Source organism: Psychromonas sp. KJ10-10 (assembly GCF_047323245.1).
Lineage (GTDB): Bacteria > Pseudomonadota > Gammaproteobacteria > Enterobacterales > Psychromonadaceae > Psychromonas.
Window position 1 is genome coordinate 3,897,316 of sequence record NZ_CP178826.1, and the last position, 17,761, is coordinate 3,915,076.

Sequence of the window (17,761 nt, forward strand, 5' to 3'; positions counted from 1 at the left end):
AATCTTATTTAGAAGAAAGTGCACCGAAACGTTTTTTGCCCGTATTTGATAAAGAGCTTCGATACGACCACCAGTATCAACAATACTTTGAGTGTTTAAAATCTCAGATTTCAGGCATAAAAAAGGCACCCGAAGGTACCTTTAATACGTTAAGTTCAACAATCTTATTTAGAAGAAAGTGCACCGAAACGTTTTTTGCCCGTATTTGATAAAGAGCTTCGATACGACCACCAGTATCAACAATACTTTGAGTGTTTAAAATCTCAGATTTCAGGCATAAAAAAGGCACCCGAAGGTACCTTTAATACGTTAAGTTCAACAATCTTATTTAGAAGAAAGTGCACCGAAACGTTTTTTGAACTTGTCGATACGACCACCAGTGTCAACAACACGTTGAGTACCAGTGTAGAATGGGTGACAAGCGCCACAGATATCTAGTGTAATATCTTTACATACCGTTGAACCAACTTCAACTACGTTACCACAAGAACAAGTTGCAGTAATTTGCTTGTATTCTGGGTGAATTGCATTTTGCATTTGGAAAACCTCTATTGGGCCGTGTCAGTTGCTCAGCTTGATGAATTATTTCAATCAACAGAGTACCACACGTAGTTATCATTAAAAATCAGGCGCGAATTATAAACAAGCCATTCAATAAATACAATCACTAAATATCATTCTCTGGTGATCTGTTTTAATGCTAGCTCAAACAATTGCTCTGGCGTATAGGATTGCTCACTAATACCTAATACACAAGCAGGCGTCTTATTTTCTATTGGTATGCAATAATTATAAATAACTCGATATATTTCCAATAAATTATCAATAACTTGCATACTGCTTACTGATTTATTAACTCGCATATTTAAATATTGGAAAAAACTTTCAATGGCCTCTCCCTTATTTAATCTAAAATGTGTATCTGGATTTAATTTACAGGTAATTGGGCAAAAAGCCCCTACGTTATTACTGAACCAAATATCATTCCACCAGCCTAAACGTTTACCATTAAAATGCTCGCCTCCCTCAAAAGGCAAAAAGTAATAAACATTTGCATCTTTACTTTTGATCTCATTATAGGATGACATCAATGATGCAGATCTTAGTGTACTTTCATGTTCGATAAAATGATCATATTTTTTTACCTTACCAGTAAAAACTTTTAATAACTGAAAATGGATATAAGCAACTTTATCAGGATAAATGGCATTGCATTTTACGATGGGTTTTATATCCCCCATAATTAATTGCTCAAAATGATTACGCTCTAAATTCCTTTGATAACGCGCTAATAATACTGTTTCCAAGTTATTTGAATTTATATTTGTGGCGATAGTGCTTTCTTTCTCATGATAAATAAACTCTTCAGCAAAATCACGTTTCGTTAAATTATGTGTTTGTAATAAAATATATCCACTGTCAATCTCTGCCGAAAATAATAAATAAATTCCCCTTTTATGCTTCAACTCAAGTAACCTACCTTCACTATGCAAACCTATGTAATCACCAGTTAAATGTTTACTTTCATTATCACGACTAAAATTAGACAAAAGAATAGCGAGTTTATTTAAATAAAAGTAATACAAACGTGCAGATAGGCCACTTTCACTCACTGCTGTTTTAATATCTTTATTACCGAGGAGTGAAGCTAAGACGATTTTCATTGCAACCGTATTTTTAAAATCAGGAAGAGTAAAAATAGCATTACATTGACTACATTTCTTACGCTGTGTTCCTGCAGAAGTGTAACCATGTCGTTTAGAGTCTGGGGTCGAGGAAATAAAAAAGTAAGAGTCGCATTTTTTACAACCAACCACTTTTTTAGCAAATTGTTGATCCAATTTTTCTTCAAGTACCTGTTGTACCAATTCATTATTAATCCAAGGAGCATTGCTACCACAAAGCTGACACTCAGTTGACACATAGCCGAGTCGTTCACTTTGCTGTATATATGACTCACTATCGGTAACGCCAAAATTTTCATGACCAACTGTCTTACAACAGTTATAGTCCTTAGTAAATTTCAACATTTATCACACCTTAATTAACAACAGATTTTGTAATCATAGTGTAATGATTCATGTTACACAATCATCTCTAGAGCTTTGTCACTCTTTATAACTTGATCAATAAATATACTCAGGCTAGTAACACGAATGTTCATATAGTAAAGTGATTATGCTTATACCAAGAAATATATTAATTAAAATACGTACTTAACAAAGGGAAATGTAACATGAATATTTTAACAAAGAGCTTATTAGCGACAGCAGTGCTAAGCACATTAAGCGGTTGCGTGACCACAACAGAAAACGTCTTTCATGCAACCTGTGCTGATGCAGGTGACCAGTGTAAAACCTTTACCTTGTTACATACCAACGATAATCACGGTCGTTTTTGGGAAAATAAATACGGTGAATATGGCATGTCTGCACGTAAAACAGTTATTGATGCAGTACGTAGTGAAGTAGCGACTAAAGGTGGTGAAGTATTATTGTTATCTGGTGGTGATATTAATACGGGTGTACCAGAATCAGACTTATTAGATGCGAAACCAGATTTCATCGGTATGAATGCGATTGGTTATGATGCGATGGCAGTGGGTAACCATGAATTTGACAACCCACTTTCGGTTGTTGAAATACAAAGAGAACTCGCAAGTTTTCCCATGTTAGCGGCTAACATTTATGACAAAACAACAGGCAAACGTTATTTTGATGCCTATAAAATTTTCACTGTTAACGGCATTCGTATCGCGGTTATCGGTTTAACCACAGAAGACACAGTAAAAATTGGTAATCCTGAATTTGTGAGTGGTTTAACATTTACCGATCCAACAACCGAAATTAAAAAAGTCATTAAAGAAATCAATAAAGCAGGCACTGCAGATCTAATTTTTGCGGCTGACTCATATGGGCCATTATGAAGATGGCCATCACGGAAGTAACGCACCGGGTGATGTTGCTTTAGCGCGTGCACTAAACGAAGGTGATTTACAATTAGTGGTTGGCGGTCATTCGCAAAACCCTGTTTGTATGGAGCCGAGCACAGTGAGCAGTATGCAGACTTTAAAGCGGGCGATGATTGTAAACCAGATCAACAAAACGGTACTTACATCATGCAAGCACATGAATGGGGTAAATACGTTGGCCGTGCCGATTTTGAATACTTTAACGACCAACTACATCTGGTTAGTTACAAGCTTATCCCGATCAATTTAAAAGAAAAAAATGCAGAAGGCGAACGTGTACTGATTGCAGAAGCTATCGAGCCAAATAGTGATTTACTTGAAACATTACGAGTCTACCAAGAGCAAGGACAAGAAAAGCTGTCTGAAGTTATTGCAACCACCAGCGATAAGCTTGATGGTGAACGAAATAATGTGCGCGCACAGCAAACCAATATGGGGCATTTAATTGCCACTGCTCAAGCCACTAAAGTGAACGCTGATATCGGCATTATGAACTCTGGTGGTGTACGTGCATCAATTGATGAAGGTAATATTACTTATAAAGATGTACTAACAGTGCAACCTTTTGGTAACAGTATCACTAAAAGTACTATGACAGGTTCGCAGATTACAGAGTATTTGAATACGGTTGCCACAAAACAAGTCGGCTCAGGCTCTTATGCGCAACTAATTGGTATATCGATGACTGTTGACTGTAAAGCGAGTAGTGTTGCTATCAGCGATATTAATGGTAAAGGTTATAATCCAGCAACAACCTATAGCTTTACCGTACCAAGTTACAATGCAGAGCAGGAGGCGATGGCTATCCAAAACTCAACCCAATTATGACAGGTTACGTTGATGCAGAAGTACTTTACACATTTTTGAAAGATAAAAAAGAGGTTAAAACGGGAGAGTTTACGCCTTCAAATAATATCGTTTACACTAATTCATTAAGTACAAAAGGTTGCCAATTATAATCCGCACCTAGTTAGCAACATAATAATGACAAAACAGCGCGACATCAGCGCTGTTTTTATTCTATATAAAAAATGAAACATTTACTTTCAATACTCTACTGTAAAGAACTTTTTAAAAACAACAAAAACAGCCCTATTTTTATTTTCATATTTACTCACTATAAATATTTGCCATTTAAAAGTTGAGCGTATTTTAGCGCCATTAATTGAGACAATTAAAATACAACTAATAATTGTATTTTTCCGAAAAATAAACTTCACAATTATCAGAAAATAAAAACATAGCTAAAAATCTTCAAAGAAAAAATCAAAAAAAGCCGTTAAAACAAAACTTAAAGACTTAAACAAACAACAGCGATAACTATTAAAGGCGCTGTTGCATAAGACCCTTTGTTTCAAAGCAGTTCGCAATAAGGCAAATTAAGATAAATATGCTTAGGTAAGAAAGACTTGTAAAAAAGGCATCAAAGCCAAGGGATTTAAAGCTAGATTAGATATCAATTATTATGCAAAAAATACTAGCGAGAGTTTTTAAGCACTGATATTTTTCTTTGAATAATATTCAATTTCACTACCAAGATAGAGGGCTCTCTGCCAGCATTCTTAATTATCAATAAAAGATAAACCCTCTTAATGCCTATTACTATTGGCCTGGAGGCCAAACTCCCCATGAGCTAACATTAAAGGTTAAAAACATCAACCCAAAAATATAAAATTATATCTTTTAAATAAGATTTATTGATAGCGATCTTATTAACCAACCTCTTTAACTTTAAAAAATTGAACAGATTCACATTATTACTTGCAAGGGTTAGCTTTATTATCTCGGCATCGATACTATTCATTTGTAGTATTATACGGATTTAAAGTTTGCTAACGAGAATCAAATTTACTAACGAGAATCAAGTTTGCTAATGAGAATCAATAGAGTTGATACTTGCATCTACAAACGCTGAAACCTTATGCATTAGGATAAGTTAAAGCCTTGTAAATAGTATAAATAGATTAACTAAAGTTAATGTTTTTCAATATATCTAAACATATTAGTAAGTCAGTAAGAATAATATAAAGTTCAATTTAATTTGTGTTTTTATATTATTTTTTCTAAAAGACCTTAAAAAACACATAACAGGGAATAAACATGAACACTACTAAGAAATTTCTTTTAACAGCAACTGCCGTAGCAGTTATGTCTTCAACTTCAGCAATGGCAAAAACAGTCTATCAAGATGATAACATGTACCTGAACCTAACTGGTGAAGTTGCATTTGAATTAATTCGTGACGTTGATGATGGCGATGAAATGGATTCAAAAACAGACAACGTTGATTTAGAAGTTAAAGCAGGTTACAAATTAGAAAACGGCGTTGAAGTATACGGTTTTTACGCGTTTGAATTTGCAGGATGGAGTGAAGAGCAAAGTAGCGCAAAAGATCTTTTGAAAGATCACTGGATTGTCACGAAGAAAGGTGGTCTAGAAGTTAAATTTGGTGACTTCGATTATTCTGTAGATGAGTTCGGTATCAACCAGGAGCTTGATTCTAAGACTGGTAAAGATATGCTTAACCCTGATGATTCTTACACTAGTGGTTCAAAATCAGTATTACAAGTGAAATACAAAGGTGATGGATACTATGTATCTGCGTCTTTCGATCCTAAGCTACAGGATAATGATACTTCTGAAGAAACAAGTTATGATATTTTTGCTAAAGTTGATGTGACAGATGATGTAACACTTGGTGCTGTTTACTCTGTTCAAGAATACTATGATGTAGATATTGACGGTATTTCATACGACTCATACGGTGTTCAAGCTTCTTACACTGGCGTTAAAGGCTTAACTTTAGGTGTCGCATACTCTTACGGAGACATGAACGAAGCATCAGGTATTGATTTAGCAACAGAAATACAAAGTAACTAGCAAAGTTACTGTTAAAGGTGGTGTTGCTCTTATCGATTATGACGACAGCAAAGACAGAAGATCTTACTTACATGTACCTAAGTGGTAACTACAACTTCTATAAAAATGTAGATGCTTATGCAGAAATCTATGACGAAGATAAAGATCAATTTGGTTTCGTTGCTGGTGTATCTGTAGACTTTTAATTAGCTATTTTAATTAAACCGCTATATTAAAACCTGTGTCTGAAGTTCGCCCTTCTTAAGAGCAGGTTTTATTTGCAAACTTGTACTAACATTTGTTAGTTATTGATGTAAGAATATATTAATCCGTAGTATATTTTTTTAACGCCTTAAATGTTTATTTAAGGCGTTTTTTTTGGGTACGACTTTAATTAAATACCAATCCTCCTACCTCCCACAAGGTATATAAAAAATACCCTTTACCTTTACCTTTACCTTTTACCTTTTACCTTTTACCTTTTACCTTTTACCTTTTACCTTTTACCTTTTACCTTTTACCTCCAGATTAAACTTCAAATTCAAATAACAATCCTACTTTCCGCTTAAACAACATATTTTGTAAGTAGATTAAAAAAGCTAGCAAATAGTTTAGCTGAGTCGATCTAGCTCACAATTTCTACAGTCATTACTGCCTAAAATCATTGCATCTGAAAAATAACCGTTAATAAAAAATTGTAACAGTAAATTTATTATTTGGTATGAAACACAATATCGCTGAATTTTTGCACCTAAAACATGAAGTGAGCATTCACTTCAATAAATAATGAATTAGAAAACTAAACAACAGAAGAGTCCAACTTATTATCAGTGGCTTTGTTTCAACAAAAATAAACTCTAATAATTAGAAAATAATAGCGAAAGGTAGGAATAAACAATGGAAAGTAAACTAACGCAATTACGAAAAATTACCACTGTAGTAGCCGATACGGGTGATATTGAAGCCATTAAGCTTTACCAACCACAGGACGCAACAACGAATCCATCACTTATTTTAAAAGCGTACTCAAATAAGTGCTTATGAACCCTTAATTAACAATGCTATTAGTTATGCAAAAGCACAGAGTGATAATCCAACACAACAGATTGATGATACCTGCGATATGTTAGCGGTTAATATCGGCAAAGAAATTCTCAATTTCATTCCTGGGCGTATCTCTACAGAAGTAGATGCAAAGCTGTCTTACGATACACAAGCAAGTGTGGCCAAAGCACGAAAACTCATAAAACTGTATAACGATGCGGGCATTAAAAATGAACGTATATTAATTAAGTTAGCGACAACATGGCAAGGTATTCGTGTCGCGGAAATATTAGAAAAAGAAGGCATCAACTGTAATTTAACTTTATTGTTTTCTTTCGCTCAAGCGCAAGCCTGTGCCGAAGCTGGCGTATACCTTATTTCTCCTTTTGTGGGTCGTATTATGGACTGGCATAAAAAGGCAGAAGGTAAGGATTTTACAGCAGAGAATGATCCTGGAGTGAAATCAGTTACTTCTATTTATAACTACTACAAAATAAACGGCTATAAAACCGTAGTAATGGGTGCAAGCTTTAGAAATATCGGTGAGATTTTGCAACTAGCAGGGTGTGACCGTCTTACTATTAGCCCTGAACTTTTACAAACACTCAGCGAAACCCAAGGTGATATAAAAACCTTCCTAAGTGCAGAAACGTCAGCAAGCAAAATGCAAAATCAAAAACCACCAGCATTAACCGAAGCGCAATTTTTATGGGCACATAATCAAGACGCGATGGCTGTTGAAAAGTTAGCTGAAGGGATACGTAACTTCGCGATCGACCAAAACACATTAGAGGAGATGATCAAAAATCGTCTCTAAATCTAACAAATTATTAAAAGAATCTATTTAGACTCCTTTTAATAAAAAAGTTTGTATTAAATAAAAACTAAATGCTCAGGGCTAAGCTATTTATGTTTAGTTCAAGGCGAAAAAGCGCAGTTTAGTGGTTTAAATACTACGTACATCCCGTACTTCGCCCTTTGGGCCATCCTACGGATGTTCAAATTCATTCCCGATGAATTTGTGAGCATTTTTCAACGAAGAAATAAGCTTAAATAGCGACGGCCTGAGTATTTACAAAAAATTAACTAAAATGGAGAGTTAACATGCATATTGTTATGGGTTTAGTGGGAATTGTTTCCCTGATTTTAATCGCGATTATATTTTCAAGTGATCGCAAAGCAATTAATATTAGAACTGTTGGGGGCGCTTTTGCAATTCAAGCGACTATCGCCGCCTTTGTAATATTAACCCCTTTGGATCAAGCGCCTTACAAGCTGTTTCATCTGGCGTGCAGGCTGTTATCAATAGTGCAAACGACGGTATTGCATTCTTATTTGGTGGCTTAGTCTCTGGAAAAATGTTTGAAGTATTTGGCGGTGGCGGTTTTGTTTTTGCCTTTAAAGTCTTACCCGTTATCATCTTCTTTGTCGCCTTCATGGGCGTGTTATACCACATTGGTATTATGCAAATAATTATCAAAATATTTGGTGGTGCATTGCAAAAAGTATTAGAACCAGCCGTACCGAATCAATGTCAGCAACTGCTAATGTTTTTGTTGGACAAACAGAAGCCCCTCTTGTGGTTAAACCTTATATTAAGGATATGACTCAATCAGAACTATTTGCTGTTATGTGTGGTGGCTTAGCTTCTGTTGCGGGTGCAGTATTAGTAGGTTACGCATCTTTAGGTGTCAACCTTGATTACCTTATTGCAAGATCATTTATGGCAGCACCAGGTGGCCTATTAATGGCTAAATTATTACACCCTGAAACTGAAACCGTTAATAACGAAATCATTGATGAAAGCGATAAAGGTGCAAATGAAAAACCAGTAAACGTAATTGATGCAAGTACGACTGGTGCATCATCAGGCTTACAATTAGCACTAAACGTAGGTGCAATGTTAATCGCATTTATTGCATTGATTTCGTTAATCAATATTATGTTAGGTGCATTTGGTGGTGTATTTGGCTTAGAAGCATTATCACTACAACAAATTTTGGGCTACATTTTTGCTCCTATTGCCTTCCTAATTGGTGTTCCATGGACTGAAGCAACAACAGTTGGTAGCTTATTAGGTCAAAAGCTTGTCGTTAATGAATTTGTTGCTTACATTGATTTTGTTGGTATTAAAGAATCATTAAGTGCACATTCACAGGTGATTGTTACTGTGGCACTATGTGGCTTTGCGAATCTATCATCAATGGCTATTTTATTAGGTGGTTTAGGTGTGCTAGCGCCATCACGTCGTCCAGATATCGCTCGCTTAGGTTTGAAAGCGGTACTAGCAGGTACTCTTTCTAACTTTATGAGCGCAACATTAGTAGGTATTTTCTTTGCCCTAAGTGGTGCCGCAATCGTTTCTTAATCAAGAACACTATATTACATCGGCCACTATCACTGTAGTGGCCATTCAATCAACAGGTATAACATTATGAATGATTTACAAATTGTATCAAAACAAGCCATTTCATTTATGGATTTAACAACTTTAAACGACGATGATACGCCAGAGAAAGTCATTCAGTTATGCAAGGATGCACAGACATTAGCAGGCAACACGGTCGCGGTTTGTATTTACCCGCGTTTTATTCCCATTGCACGAAAAGCACTTATCAATCAAGGTTGTGAGTCAGTGAAAATAGCAACGGTAACAAATTTTCCGCATGGTAACGACGATTTAGATATCGCTTTAGCAGAAACCCGTGCCGCAGTTGCCTACGGTGCTGATGAGGTAGACGTAGTTTTTCCCTATCAAGCATTGATTGCCGGCAATCAGGAAATTGGTGCAAAGATGATTTCACAATGTCGCACTATTTGTGGCGATCAAGTTAGCCTAAAAGTGATCATTGAATCGGGAGAATTAAAAACTGAAGCGTTAATTAAACTTGCGAGTGAAATAAGCATTGAATCCGGCGCAGACTTTATTAAAACCTCAACAGGTAAAGTGCCGGTCAATGCAACTTTAGAAGCAACGAAGATCATGCTTCAAGCAATTAAAGACTCTGGCAAAAACGTTGGCTTTAAAGTCGCAGGAGGTGTGAAAGACGCCAAAACTGCTGGCGAATATTTACAACTTGCCAAAGATATTATGGGAGATGATTGGTTAACCCTAGAGCATTTCCGTTTTGGCGCATCAAGTCTTTTGGTGAACCTATTAAATGAATTAAACCTGACTGAGAAAGTCTCAGATCATCAAGGAGCTTACTAATGAAACGTACTCTTATTTTATTACTTGACTCATTTGGCATCGGTGCCACTGAAGATGCACATACTTTTAAAGGCACTCGTGAAGATGGCAGTGAATTTAATGATGCCGGTGCTAATACCCTTGGCCATATTGCTAAAGCTTGTTTCGAAGGCAAAGCAGAGGAAGGTCGAAGTGGCCCATTAAATATTCCAAATATGAATAAATTAGGTTTTGGACAAGCATGCTTTGAAAGTTCAGGTTTATACCCAGCAGGCTTAGATAAAACAGTCACACCGATCGGTGCCTATGGATATGCAAAAGAGCTATCAACGGGTAAAGATACCTCAAGTGGACATTGGGAGATAGCTGGTGTGCCAGTATTATTTGACTGGGGATACTTTTCAGACAAGGAAAATAGTTTTCCTCAATCATTATTAGATGAACTAGTTAAACGTGCTGATTTACCAGGTTATTTAGGCAACTGTCATTCATCGGGCACAGTTATCCTTGAAGAATTAGGTGAAGAGCATCTTAAAACAGGCAAGCCAATTTTTTATACCTCTGCTGATAGTGTATTTCAAATCGCCTGTCACGAAGAAAGCTTTGGACTTGAACGTTTGTATAAACTTTGTGAATTAGCGCGAGAGTTAGTTGATGAATATAACATCGGTCGCGTCATTGCTCGCCCTTTCCTTGGCACAAAAGCAGATAACTTTAAACGCTCTGTTAATCGTCACGATTATTCAGTTACTCCTCCTTCACCAACTTTGCTGGATAATATGAAAGCAAGTGGTGGCGAAGTGGTCAGTATCGGTAAAATTTCTGATATTTTTGCTGAACAAGGCATTACCAAAGCTACCAAAGCATTTGGTGTTGATGGCTTATTTGATGCAAGCCTTGCAGAATTTAAAGAAGCAAAAACAGACAGTATTATTTTCACCAACTTTGTTAACTTTGATGCTGACTTTGGCCATCGTCGTAATATTTCTGGTTACGCATCGGCTCTGGAGTATTTTGATTCACGTTTACCTGAAATATTAGAATTATTAACAGAAGACGATATTTTAGTGCTAACGGCGGATCATGGTTGTGATCCTACATGGCCTGGCACAGACCATACTCGCGAACCATATCCCTGTTATCTTTTATGGCGATAAAGTAGAAGCTGGTTCAGTAGGTTTACGGGATACTTTTGCTGATATTGGCCAATCTATAGCGGCTTTTCATAACTTAAAAGCTCTTGATTATGGCACTTCTATTGTCAAATAGCTTAATGAGATCAAGCCTGTCTTAAGCCTTTTAAACTAGACTCGCTGGCTCAATTTTTATAAATACTTATTTTAATCTAACAAACACATTTTTGGAGATTTATTATGGCAACACCTCATATCAATGCAGTTGAAGGCGCATTTGCAGAAACAGTATTAATGCCAGGCGACCCTTTACGCGCAAAATACATTGCAGAAAACTTTTTAGATGATGCAGTACAAGTAACAGACGTACGTAACATGCTTGGTTTTACCGGTACCTATAAAGGTAAAAAAGTTTCAGTGATGGGCAGTGGCATGGGTATCCCTTCATGCTCTATCTATGCAACTGAGTTATTTCGTGAATATGGTGTACAAAACATAATTCGTGTTGGTAGCTGTGGTGCAGTGAACCGAGATATTAAAATTCGTGACGTGATTATCGGCATGGGTGCTTCAACAGACTCAAAAGCAAACCGTATCCGTTTTGCAGGACACGACTTTGCGACTATTGCCAATTACGAGCTATTAGAAAAAGCCGTAAACGCATCTAAAGCCCTTGGTATCAAAGCTCGCATTGGTAATATTTTCTCTGCAGATACTTTTTATACACCTGAACCAGAAGTATTCGATACTCTTGAAAAATACAATATTCTAGGTGTAGAAATGGAAGTCGCAGGACTATACGGCGTGGTCGCTGAAGAAGGTAAAAATGCATTATGTATTTTAACTGTTTCTGACCATATCCGTACTGGTGAGCAAACCAGTTCAGATGAGCGTCAAAGCAACTTTAACGAAATGTTAATCATTGCATTAGATGCAGCAATTGCTGAGTAATTTAAGCATCGCTAAAAAATTAATAACAAGATGTATTGGCAATACTGCCTAAATACACATTCAAAAAACTATAAAAACCATGGAAAACAAGGAATATACAATGAAAAAATCAATTATTGCGACAAGCTTGCTTGCACTGGGTTCAGCGCCTGCTTTTGCAACGGATTACACTGATGGTGATACTCATAAGAATGATTATAAGTGGATGCAAGGAAACATCATGTATGCCTTTGACGAGTTACCGGGTGAATCATCACATGATTACCTCGAGCTTGAGTTTGGCGGTCGCGCAGGGATTTTAGATTATTATGGTTATGTTGATTTCTTTAACTTAACCGATAGCGACAGTTCTGATAAATCAGGCCAACCTAAAATGTTCGCAAAACTTGCACCACGTATTTCATTGGATGGTTTGTTTAATACAGACTTATCAATGGGTGCGGTTCAAGAGCTTTACATTGCCTCTGTTTATAATGTAAATGGTGACAGTAGTGTAGAAAATATCTCTATCGGTCTAGGTTCAGACGTGATGGTACCTTGGCTTGGTAAAGTAGGCTTAAACCTTTACCGTTACTACGATATTACGGCAAAGGACTGGGATGGTTTCCAAATTTCAACAAACTGGTTTAAACCTGTTCACTTCTTTGAGAATGGTTCATTTATTTCTTACCAAGGTTACATCGATTACAACTTCGCTGTCGACGATTCACCTTCACAGTTAAAATCAACTAATGGCGGTGCAATGTTTAACGGTATTTACTGGCACTCAGACCGTTTTGCATTGGGTTACGGATTAAAAGCTTACAAAGAAGTTTACGCACTTAAAGACGATGGCTGGGCAGGTAAAACATCTGGTGTGAGCCACTATGTAGCGAACGAACTTACAAGTTCTAAAGCCACATTAACAACGATTTCGTTGTCTACAACAAAACCCTTTTTGTATTTTGAAGAGGGTTTATTTTTAGCGATTGCTATTAGCTCAATCGCTAAAAATAAACTCCCCTAAAACAACAAGCACTAAGTGCACCTAATAATAAATAAGGAATAAACATGGAATTTGATTGGATTGAATGGTACGGCTATTTAGCATCTTTAGTCGTTTTCATCTCACTCACCATGAGCTCAATTATCAAACTAAGAATATTTAACTTTGTTGGCTGTATTATTTTTGCACACTACGGGCTATTAACTGGATTATGGCCAGTAGCTGTAGCAAACTTAAGTATTGCCCTGATTAATGTTTATTATTTATATCAGATATACAGTAGTAAAGAACAATTTAAGTTGGTTGAAGCTGAGGTCGATTCTGCTTATTACTTACATTTTCTAAGCAGTAATGAAGCTGAAATAACCAAACAAGCTGATCACAAAAGCTTAGGTGAAGCCAACTGCTCATTTTATATGTTACGTGATAATAATATTGCAGGTATTTTAAGTGGGCTTAAAGAAGACAACGGCACTTTTACATTATTAATTGATTATGTGACACCAAAATATCGAGACTATAAATTAGGCGCCTATTATTACAATAACTCCCCTGAATTTTTAAAAGACAAAGGCATTAAAGTGTTAAAAACAAAAGCAACGGATAAAGATCATTGTTTTTATTTGGAAAAAATGGGCTTTATTCGTACTGATACAGACAGCGGTAAAGTCTACAAAAAAATACTATAAAGGAATTACTATGAATTATTTTACGCAATTACAAACATTACTCGATGCAACTTTGTGCGCCCTATTCTGGTTTTAATGTCGCGTCTATTGTAGTACTCAAAGATGGCCGACATTTTAAAGGTGTCAATGTTGAATCAGTCGCTTATCCAACAACTAACTGTGCTGAACGTAATGCTATTCAAACAGCAGTCACTGAAGGCGCAAAAATGGGTGATTTAAAAGAAGTACATATTTTAGCGCGTAATGCGACTAAACTATTAGTACAACCTTACCCATGTGGATCTTGCCGACAAGTCATTGCAGAAACAATCACTAAATGACTGTACTGTATACTGCTACGCCTCTGAGACTGATGTTGCAATACATAGTATAGATTCTTTATTACCCTTTGCTTTCTTAGGAACAGATCTATAAATAATAAGCGGGTTAATTCCCGCTTATTACCCCCTTCTCCCCTAGCGTTGTTATCTTTAACCTTTAACCTTTAACCTTTAACCTTTAACCTTTAACCTTTAACCTTTAACCTTTAACCTTTAACCTTTAACACAGCATAAAACAACACATTTTGTAAGTTATAATAAATACTTGTTATTACCTATCACCAACCCGATCAAGATCTCACTTCTTTGCCCTGCTAATAAATACACTAACTAGCAATTAGAAACAATTTCACTTCGTCACAACTAACTATTCATTATCATTGTTATAAATAAGGTTAGTGAATCAGTTATTGGCGAACCATTTTTCAAATGCTTGATTTTAGTGTCAAAAATATTATTACTTACACTAAAAATACTTAATAGTATTTGACGTAATAAATATAAAAAGGAATCAATTATGTCTGACGTATTTCACTTAGGGTTAACTAAATCCATGTTAGATGGTGCTACAGTTGCGATTGTCCCGGGCGATCCGGATCGTGTAGAACGTATTGCCGAGTTAATGGATAATGCTACCTTCCTTGCGAGACATCGTGAATATACAAGCTACTTAGCTTATATCGATGGAAAAGCCGTGGTGATTTGTTCGACCGGTATTGGTGGTCCATCAGTATCAATCGCAGTAGAAGAATTAGCACAACTTGGTGTAGACACTTTCTTACGCATCGGTACAACGGGCGCCATCCAAGCCCATGTTAAGCCTGGTGATGTGATTGTTACTCAAGCGGCCGTTCGTCTTGATGGTGCAAGTTTACATTTTGCCCCTATGGAATTTCCTGCCGTTGCTAACTTTGAAGCAACCACAGCTATGGTTGAAGCATGTCGAGATTCAGGTGTTGAACCGCATATTGGTATTACCGCTTCTTCTGATACTTTCTATCCAGGCCAAGAACGCTATGATACCGTATCAGGCCGTGTCACTCGTCGCTTTAAAGGCTCAATGCAAGAGTGGCAAGATCTTGGTGTACTAAATTATGAAATGGAGTCTTCAACCCTATTTACTATGTGTGCTTCACAGGGTTGGCGTGCGCCTTGTGTAGCCGGTGTTATTGTGAACCGAACCCAGCAAGAAATTCCCGATGAAGCAACGATGAAGAAAACAGAAGTTAATGCGATTGCCATTGTTGTAGTCATGCAACCAAAAATTGCTTTAATTAATGCAATTACAATGACCAATAAAAAGCAACAGAAGAGTAAATTTCACTCTTCTGTTGCTTTAAAAGTAAACTTAAGCAAATAATTGCCTAAATTGCTTTGGACTCATCTGCTTTTTGCTTTTAAAGTGACGATTAAAATTAGAGAGGTTATTAAAACCAACCAGATCTGCGATTAAAGCAATACTTTTATCACTATTAATCAACAATTCGCAGGCTTTACCTAATCGATATTCCGCTAAATGTAATGAAAAAGAACTCAAAAAATGTCGCTCAAAAATACGAGAAACGCTACTTTTACTAAGGTGTACCTGGTTACATAAATCCACTAATTTAATATTGTTACGATAATTTTTTTCAATAAATAACGAAATTTTTTCGACTATTCTTAAAGTTTTATCATCCTCTTGATGTACTTGCTGATGATAACTATTTAAGCGTTTATGGTTCTCTGATTCACTCAACAACACCAAAACTTTAATGATGTTAGCAATCGCTGAAGCAGGACTTAAGGACTGATAATCCTGTAATAAATCGAATACTTGCTCAGATAACGAAGCACTGAACTCAATACCCTGCAATGAATTATTTAGCATCACTTGAAGATTATTTAATTCTGGAAAAGTCTTTATTAGGTTGCTGACCCAAACTTGGCTAAACCAGACAATATAGGTTTCACTCTGCAGTTTGTCTATATTCGATTCGAAAATCTCTGTATGAGGTAATTTGGGACCATAAAGCGATAAGTTGTTATGTTTAACTGGACCAATATAATCGCCAATAAACTTTTTTCCGATAAAATTTCGGTGTAAAACTAATTCATATTCAACATGATAATGCCAATCAAAGTGGGAGATACAATCAAAATAATGTTGAATTCGCCAACCAAAGTCGGGCTTATTACTAATTTTTTCAATACTTGGTTTCATAAAAAAACACCTTTTAAATAAAGGATAATGAGAGAATAGTATCAGAAAATGACTGTTTATTATCACTTGTGACTTTTTTTAGGCGTAAATTACCTGCTAACGTTAATAGCACTAATTTGATTAATTTATTGCTTAAAGTTTAATAATTACCCTTCTATTGCAACAGGGTAAAAGGCTTTTTTGCCAATAATAATTGATACAAAGCACAATCAAGGGAAAATAATGTCATTTAGCATACTACTCAGCAGACAACCTATTATTTATTTATTAACCTGTTTATTTAACGGTTTAAGCACTGCCTTTGTATTCCCGTTATTAAGTTTATACCTTATCGATGAATTACAGGCATCCCCTATCAGCATGGGATTTTTTATTGCCATTATGATTTCAAGTGGTGTGCTCGTATCACAATACTTAGCAAAAAAATCAGACCAAGGGCGTAGCAGAAAAAATAATTCTATTAGCTCAACTCGGCTTTATTAGTTCAACTATTATTCTTGCGTTAACACGCCATTATTATATCGCACTAGCAACTGTTATCTTTTTTATGTCCTTTAGTGCCTGCTCAATCCCACAGGTATTTGCAATGGGACGTAACTATGCAGACAAATATCTTAGTGAACATTCTGTTCTTTTTGTCACTATGATGCGCGCGAAGAATTGCTGTTGCTTGGGTGATTGCACCACCCTTAGCTTTTTTAATCAATGATCACTATGGCTTTACACAAACCTTCTTAATGGCGGCTAGTCGCAGTGCAGGTGTCTTTTTTATTGTCTTAACAGGCTTGCCAGACATCCATATTGAAATATTCCACCAGCATGAAAAATTTGTTCGATGGCAAAGAGTGCCGGGTGTTTTATTCTTTTTAATATGTATGTTTTTTGCCTTCGGTGCGAACAATATGTACATTACTTCTATCAGTTTGTACCTCACCCAAGAACTCGAATTTGCATCTAAATGGGCGGGTTATTTGATGGGAATTGCAGCCTTTATTGAAATTCCTATTATGCTTAGTGCTGGTTACTTGTCGCAAAAATTAGGAATGCACCGTCTTATTTTTATTGCCTGTTTAAATGGTTTAATTTTCCACTTCGGGTTGTTAGTTGCCACACAACCCTGGGAATTTATGGTGTTGCAAATATTTAATAGTTTATTTGTTGGCATCAATGCAAGTCTTGGAATGGTTGTCGTACAGGATTTAATGAAAAAACAGATGGGCCTTGCCTCTACACTTTTTAGTAATAGTCAAATGCTAAGTGTACTTCTGAGTAGCATCGCAATAGGCCTTATTGCGCAATACTTTAGTTATTATGCTATTTTTATCGCCTCATCTTTATTTTGTGCCATCGCTGTCAGCTTCCTTTATTTAGCAGAAAAACAAATTCAAGCTGTGAAGATATTACAGTAAAGACACA

The 17,761-nt window shown here is 36.1% G+C and carries 15 protein-coding genes and 4 pseudogenes; 15 read left to right on the plus strand and 4 right to left on the minus strand.

Annotated elements, in window-relative coordinates; genetic code table 11:
* Positions 1–103 precede the first annotated feature (103 nt).
* From ACLKMH_RS22355 to ACLKMH_RS22365, 3 genes are all read right to left on the minus strand, one after another.
* Positions 104–289, minus strand: coding sequence for a hypothetical protein (locus ACLKMH_RS22355; protein WP_413700012.1), 186 nt, complete (start codon positions 287–289; stop codon positions 104–106).
* A gap of 35 nt (positions 290–324) precedes the next feature.
* A complete protein-coding gene (gene rpmE / locus ACLKMH_RS22360; RefSeq protein WP_413700013.1) occupies positions 325–537 on the minus strand; it encodes a 50S ribosomal protein L31 in 213 nt (70 codons plus the stop codon).
* A gap of 137 nt (positions 538–674) precedes the next feature.
* Positions 675–2,030, minus strand: coding sequence for a hypothetical protein (locus ACLKMH_RS22365; RefSeq protein WP_413700014.1), 1,356 nt, complete (start codon positions 2,028–2,030; stop codon positions 675–677).
* 206 nt (positions 2,031–2,236) lie between these two features.
* Between ACLKMH_RS22365 and ushA the strand changes: the two are divergent.
* The 13 genes and pseudogenes from ushA to udp form a co-directional block, all read left to right on the plus strand.
* A pseudogene (gene ushA / locus ACLKMH_RS22370) lies at positions 2,237–3,930 on the plus strand (bifunctional UDP-sugar hydrolase/5'-nucleotidase UshA).
* A 1,141-nt stretch (positions 3,931–5,071) separates the two neighbouring features.
* A complete protein-coding gene (locus tag ACLKMH_RS22375; RefSeq protein ID WP_413700015.1) occupies positions 5,072–5,851 on the plus strand; it encodes a hypothetical protein in 780 nt (259 codons plus the stop codon).
* 23 nt (positions 5,852–5,874) lie between these two features.
* Positions 5,875–6,036: a hypothetical protein gene (locus tag ACLKMH_RS22380; RefSeq protein ID WP_413700016.1), complete on the plus strand. Its 162-nt coding sequence runs from the start codon at positions 5,875–5,877 to the stop codon at positions 6,034–6,036.
* A 691-nt stretch (positions 6,037–6,727) separates the two neighbouring features.
* On the plus strand, positions 6,728–6,874 hold the full coding sequence (locus ACLKMH_RS22385; RefSeq protein ID WP_413700017.1) for a transaldolase family protein: 147 nt from the start codon (positions 6,728–6,730) through the stop codon (positions 6,872–6,874).
* 19 nt (positions 6,875–6,893) lie between these two features.
* Positions 6,894–7,691, plus strand: a complete 798-nt coding sequence (tal, locus tag ACLKMH_RS22390) for a transaldolase (protein ID WP_413702447.1) — start codon at positions 6,894–6,896, stop codon at positions 7,689–7,691.
* A gap of 287 nt (positions 7,692–7,978) precedes the next feature.
* Positions 7,979–9,242: pseudogene (locus ACLKMH_RS22395) on the plus strand (NupC/NupG family nucleoside CNT transporter).
* Positions 9,243–9,308: 66 nt separating this feature from the next.
* Positions 9,309–10,085 (plus strand): deoxyribose-phosphate aldolase, encoded by a 777-nt coding sequence (gene deoC, locus ACLKMH_RS22400; RefSeq protein WP_413700018.1) that lies wholly within the window; start codon positions 9,309–9,311, stop codon positions 10,083–10,085.
* Positions 10,085–11,333 (plus strand): annotated as a pseudogene (locus ACLKMH_RS22405) (phosphopentomutase). The gene deoC and the pseudogene ACLKMH_RS22405 overlap by 1 nt, the downstream one beginning before the upstream one ends.
* Positions 11,334–11,437: 104 nt before the next feature.
* Positions 11,438–12,148 carry a purine-nucleoside phosphorylase gene (deoD, locus tag ACLKMH_RS22410; protein ID WP_413700019.1) on the plus strand — a complete coding sequence of 237 codons (711 nt, stop codon included), beginning with the start codon at positions 11,438–11,440 and terminating at the stop codon, positions 12,146–12,148.
* Positions 12,149–12,248: 100 nt separating this feature from the next.
* Positions 12,249–13,154: an outer membrane protein OmpK gene (locus tag ACLKMH_RS22415; RefSeq protein ID WP_413700020.1), complete on the plus strand. Its 906-nt coding sequence runs from the start codon at positions 12,249–12,251 to the stop codon at positions 13,152–13,154.
* 44 nt (positions 13,155–13,198) lie between these two features.
* On the plus strand, positions 13,199–13,822 hold the full coding sequence (locus ACLKMH_RS22420; RefSeq protein WP_413700021.1) for a hypothetical protein: 624 nt from the start codon (positions 13,199–13,201) through the stop codon (positions 13,820–13,822).
* Between the two features lie 44 nt (positions 13,823–13,866).
* Positions 13,867–14,142: a cytidine deaminase gene (locus tag ACLKMH_RS22425; protein WP_413700022.1), complete on the plus strand. Its 276-nt coding sequence runs from the start codon at positions 13,867–13,869 to the stop codon at positions 14,140–14,142.
* Positions 14,143–14,659: 517 nt separating this feature from the next.
* Positions 14,660–15,409 (plus strand): annotated as a pseudogene (gene udp / locus ACLKMH_RS22430) (uridine phosphorylase); the annotation flags it as partial.
* 81 nt (positions 15,410–15,490) lie between these two features.
* Here the strand turns inward: udp and ACLKMH_RS22435 are convergent.
* Positions 15,491–16,345, minus strand: coding sequence for an AraC family transcriptional regulator (locus ACLKMH_RS22435; protein ID WP_413700023.1), 855 nt, complete (start codon positions 16,343–16,345; stop codon positions 15,491–15,493).
* A 222-nt stretch (positions 16,346–16,567) separates the two neighbouring features.
* Here ACLKMH_RS22435 and ACLKMH_RS22440 point away from each other — a divergent pair, with 222 nt between their 5' ends.
* Positions 16,568–16,828: a hypothetical protein gene (locus ACLKMH_RS22440; RefSeq protein WP_413700024.1), complete on the plus strand. Its 261-nt coding sequence runs from the start codon at positions 16,568–16,570 to the stop codon at positions 16,826–16,828.
* A 191-nt stretch (positions 16,829–17,019) separates the two neighbouring features.
* Positions 17,020–17,754 carry an MFS transporter gene (locus ACLKMH_RS22445; RefSeq protein WP_413700025.1) on the plus strand — a complete coding sequence of 245 codons (735 nt, stop codon included), beginning with the start codon at positions 17,020–17,022 and terminating at the stop codon, positions 17,752–17,754.
* The last annotated feature ends 7 nt before the right edge of the window (positions 17,755–17,761 follow it).

Bases quoted from the DNA above. Each gene is read 5' to 3' on its own strand.
- deoD (WP_413700019.1), top strand. From the start codon at position 11,438: ATGGCAACACCTCATATCAATGCAGTTGAAGGCGCATTTGCAGAAACA.
- ACLKMH_RS22440 (WP_413700024.1), top strand. From the start codon at position 16,568: ATGTCATTTAGCATACTACTCAGCAGACAACCTATTATTTATTTATTA.
- ACLKMH_RS22415 (WP_413700020.1), top strand. From the start codon at position 12,249: ATGAAAAAATCAATTATTGCGACAAGCTTGCTTGCACTGGGTTCAGCG.
- deoC (WP_413700018.1), top strand. From the start codon at position 9,309: ATGAATGATTTACAAATTGTATCAAAACAAGCCATTTCATTTATGGAT.
- rpmE (WP_413700013.1), bottom strand. From the start codon at position 537: ATGCAAAATGCAATTCACCCAGAATACAAGCAAATTACTGCAACTTGT.
- ACLKMH_RS22420 (WP_413700021.1), top strand. From the start codon at position 13,199: ATGGAATTTGATTGGATTGAATGGTACGGCTATTTAGCATCTTTAGTC.
- ACLKMH_RS22425 (WP_413700022.1), top strand. From the start codon at position 13,867: ATGCAACTTTGTGCGCCCTATTCTGGTTTTAATGTCGCGTCTATTGTA.
- ACLKMH_RS22365 (WP_413700014.1), bottom strand. From the start codon at position 2,030: ATGTTGAAATTTACTAAGGACTATAACTGTTGTAAGACAGTTGGTCAT.
- ACLKMH_RS22375 (WP_413700015.1), top strand. From the start codon at position 5,072: ATGAACACTACTAAGAAATTTCTTTTAACAGCAACTGCCGTAGCAGTT.
- ACLKMH_RS22435 (WP_413700023.1), bottom strand. From the start codon at position 16,345: ATGAAACCAAGTATTGAAAAAATTAGTAATAAGCCCGACTTTGGTTGG.
- ACLKMH_RS22385 (WP_413700017.1), top strand. From the start codon at position 6,728: ATGGAAAGTAAACTAACGCAATTACGAAAAATTACCACTGTAGTAGCC.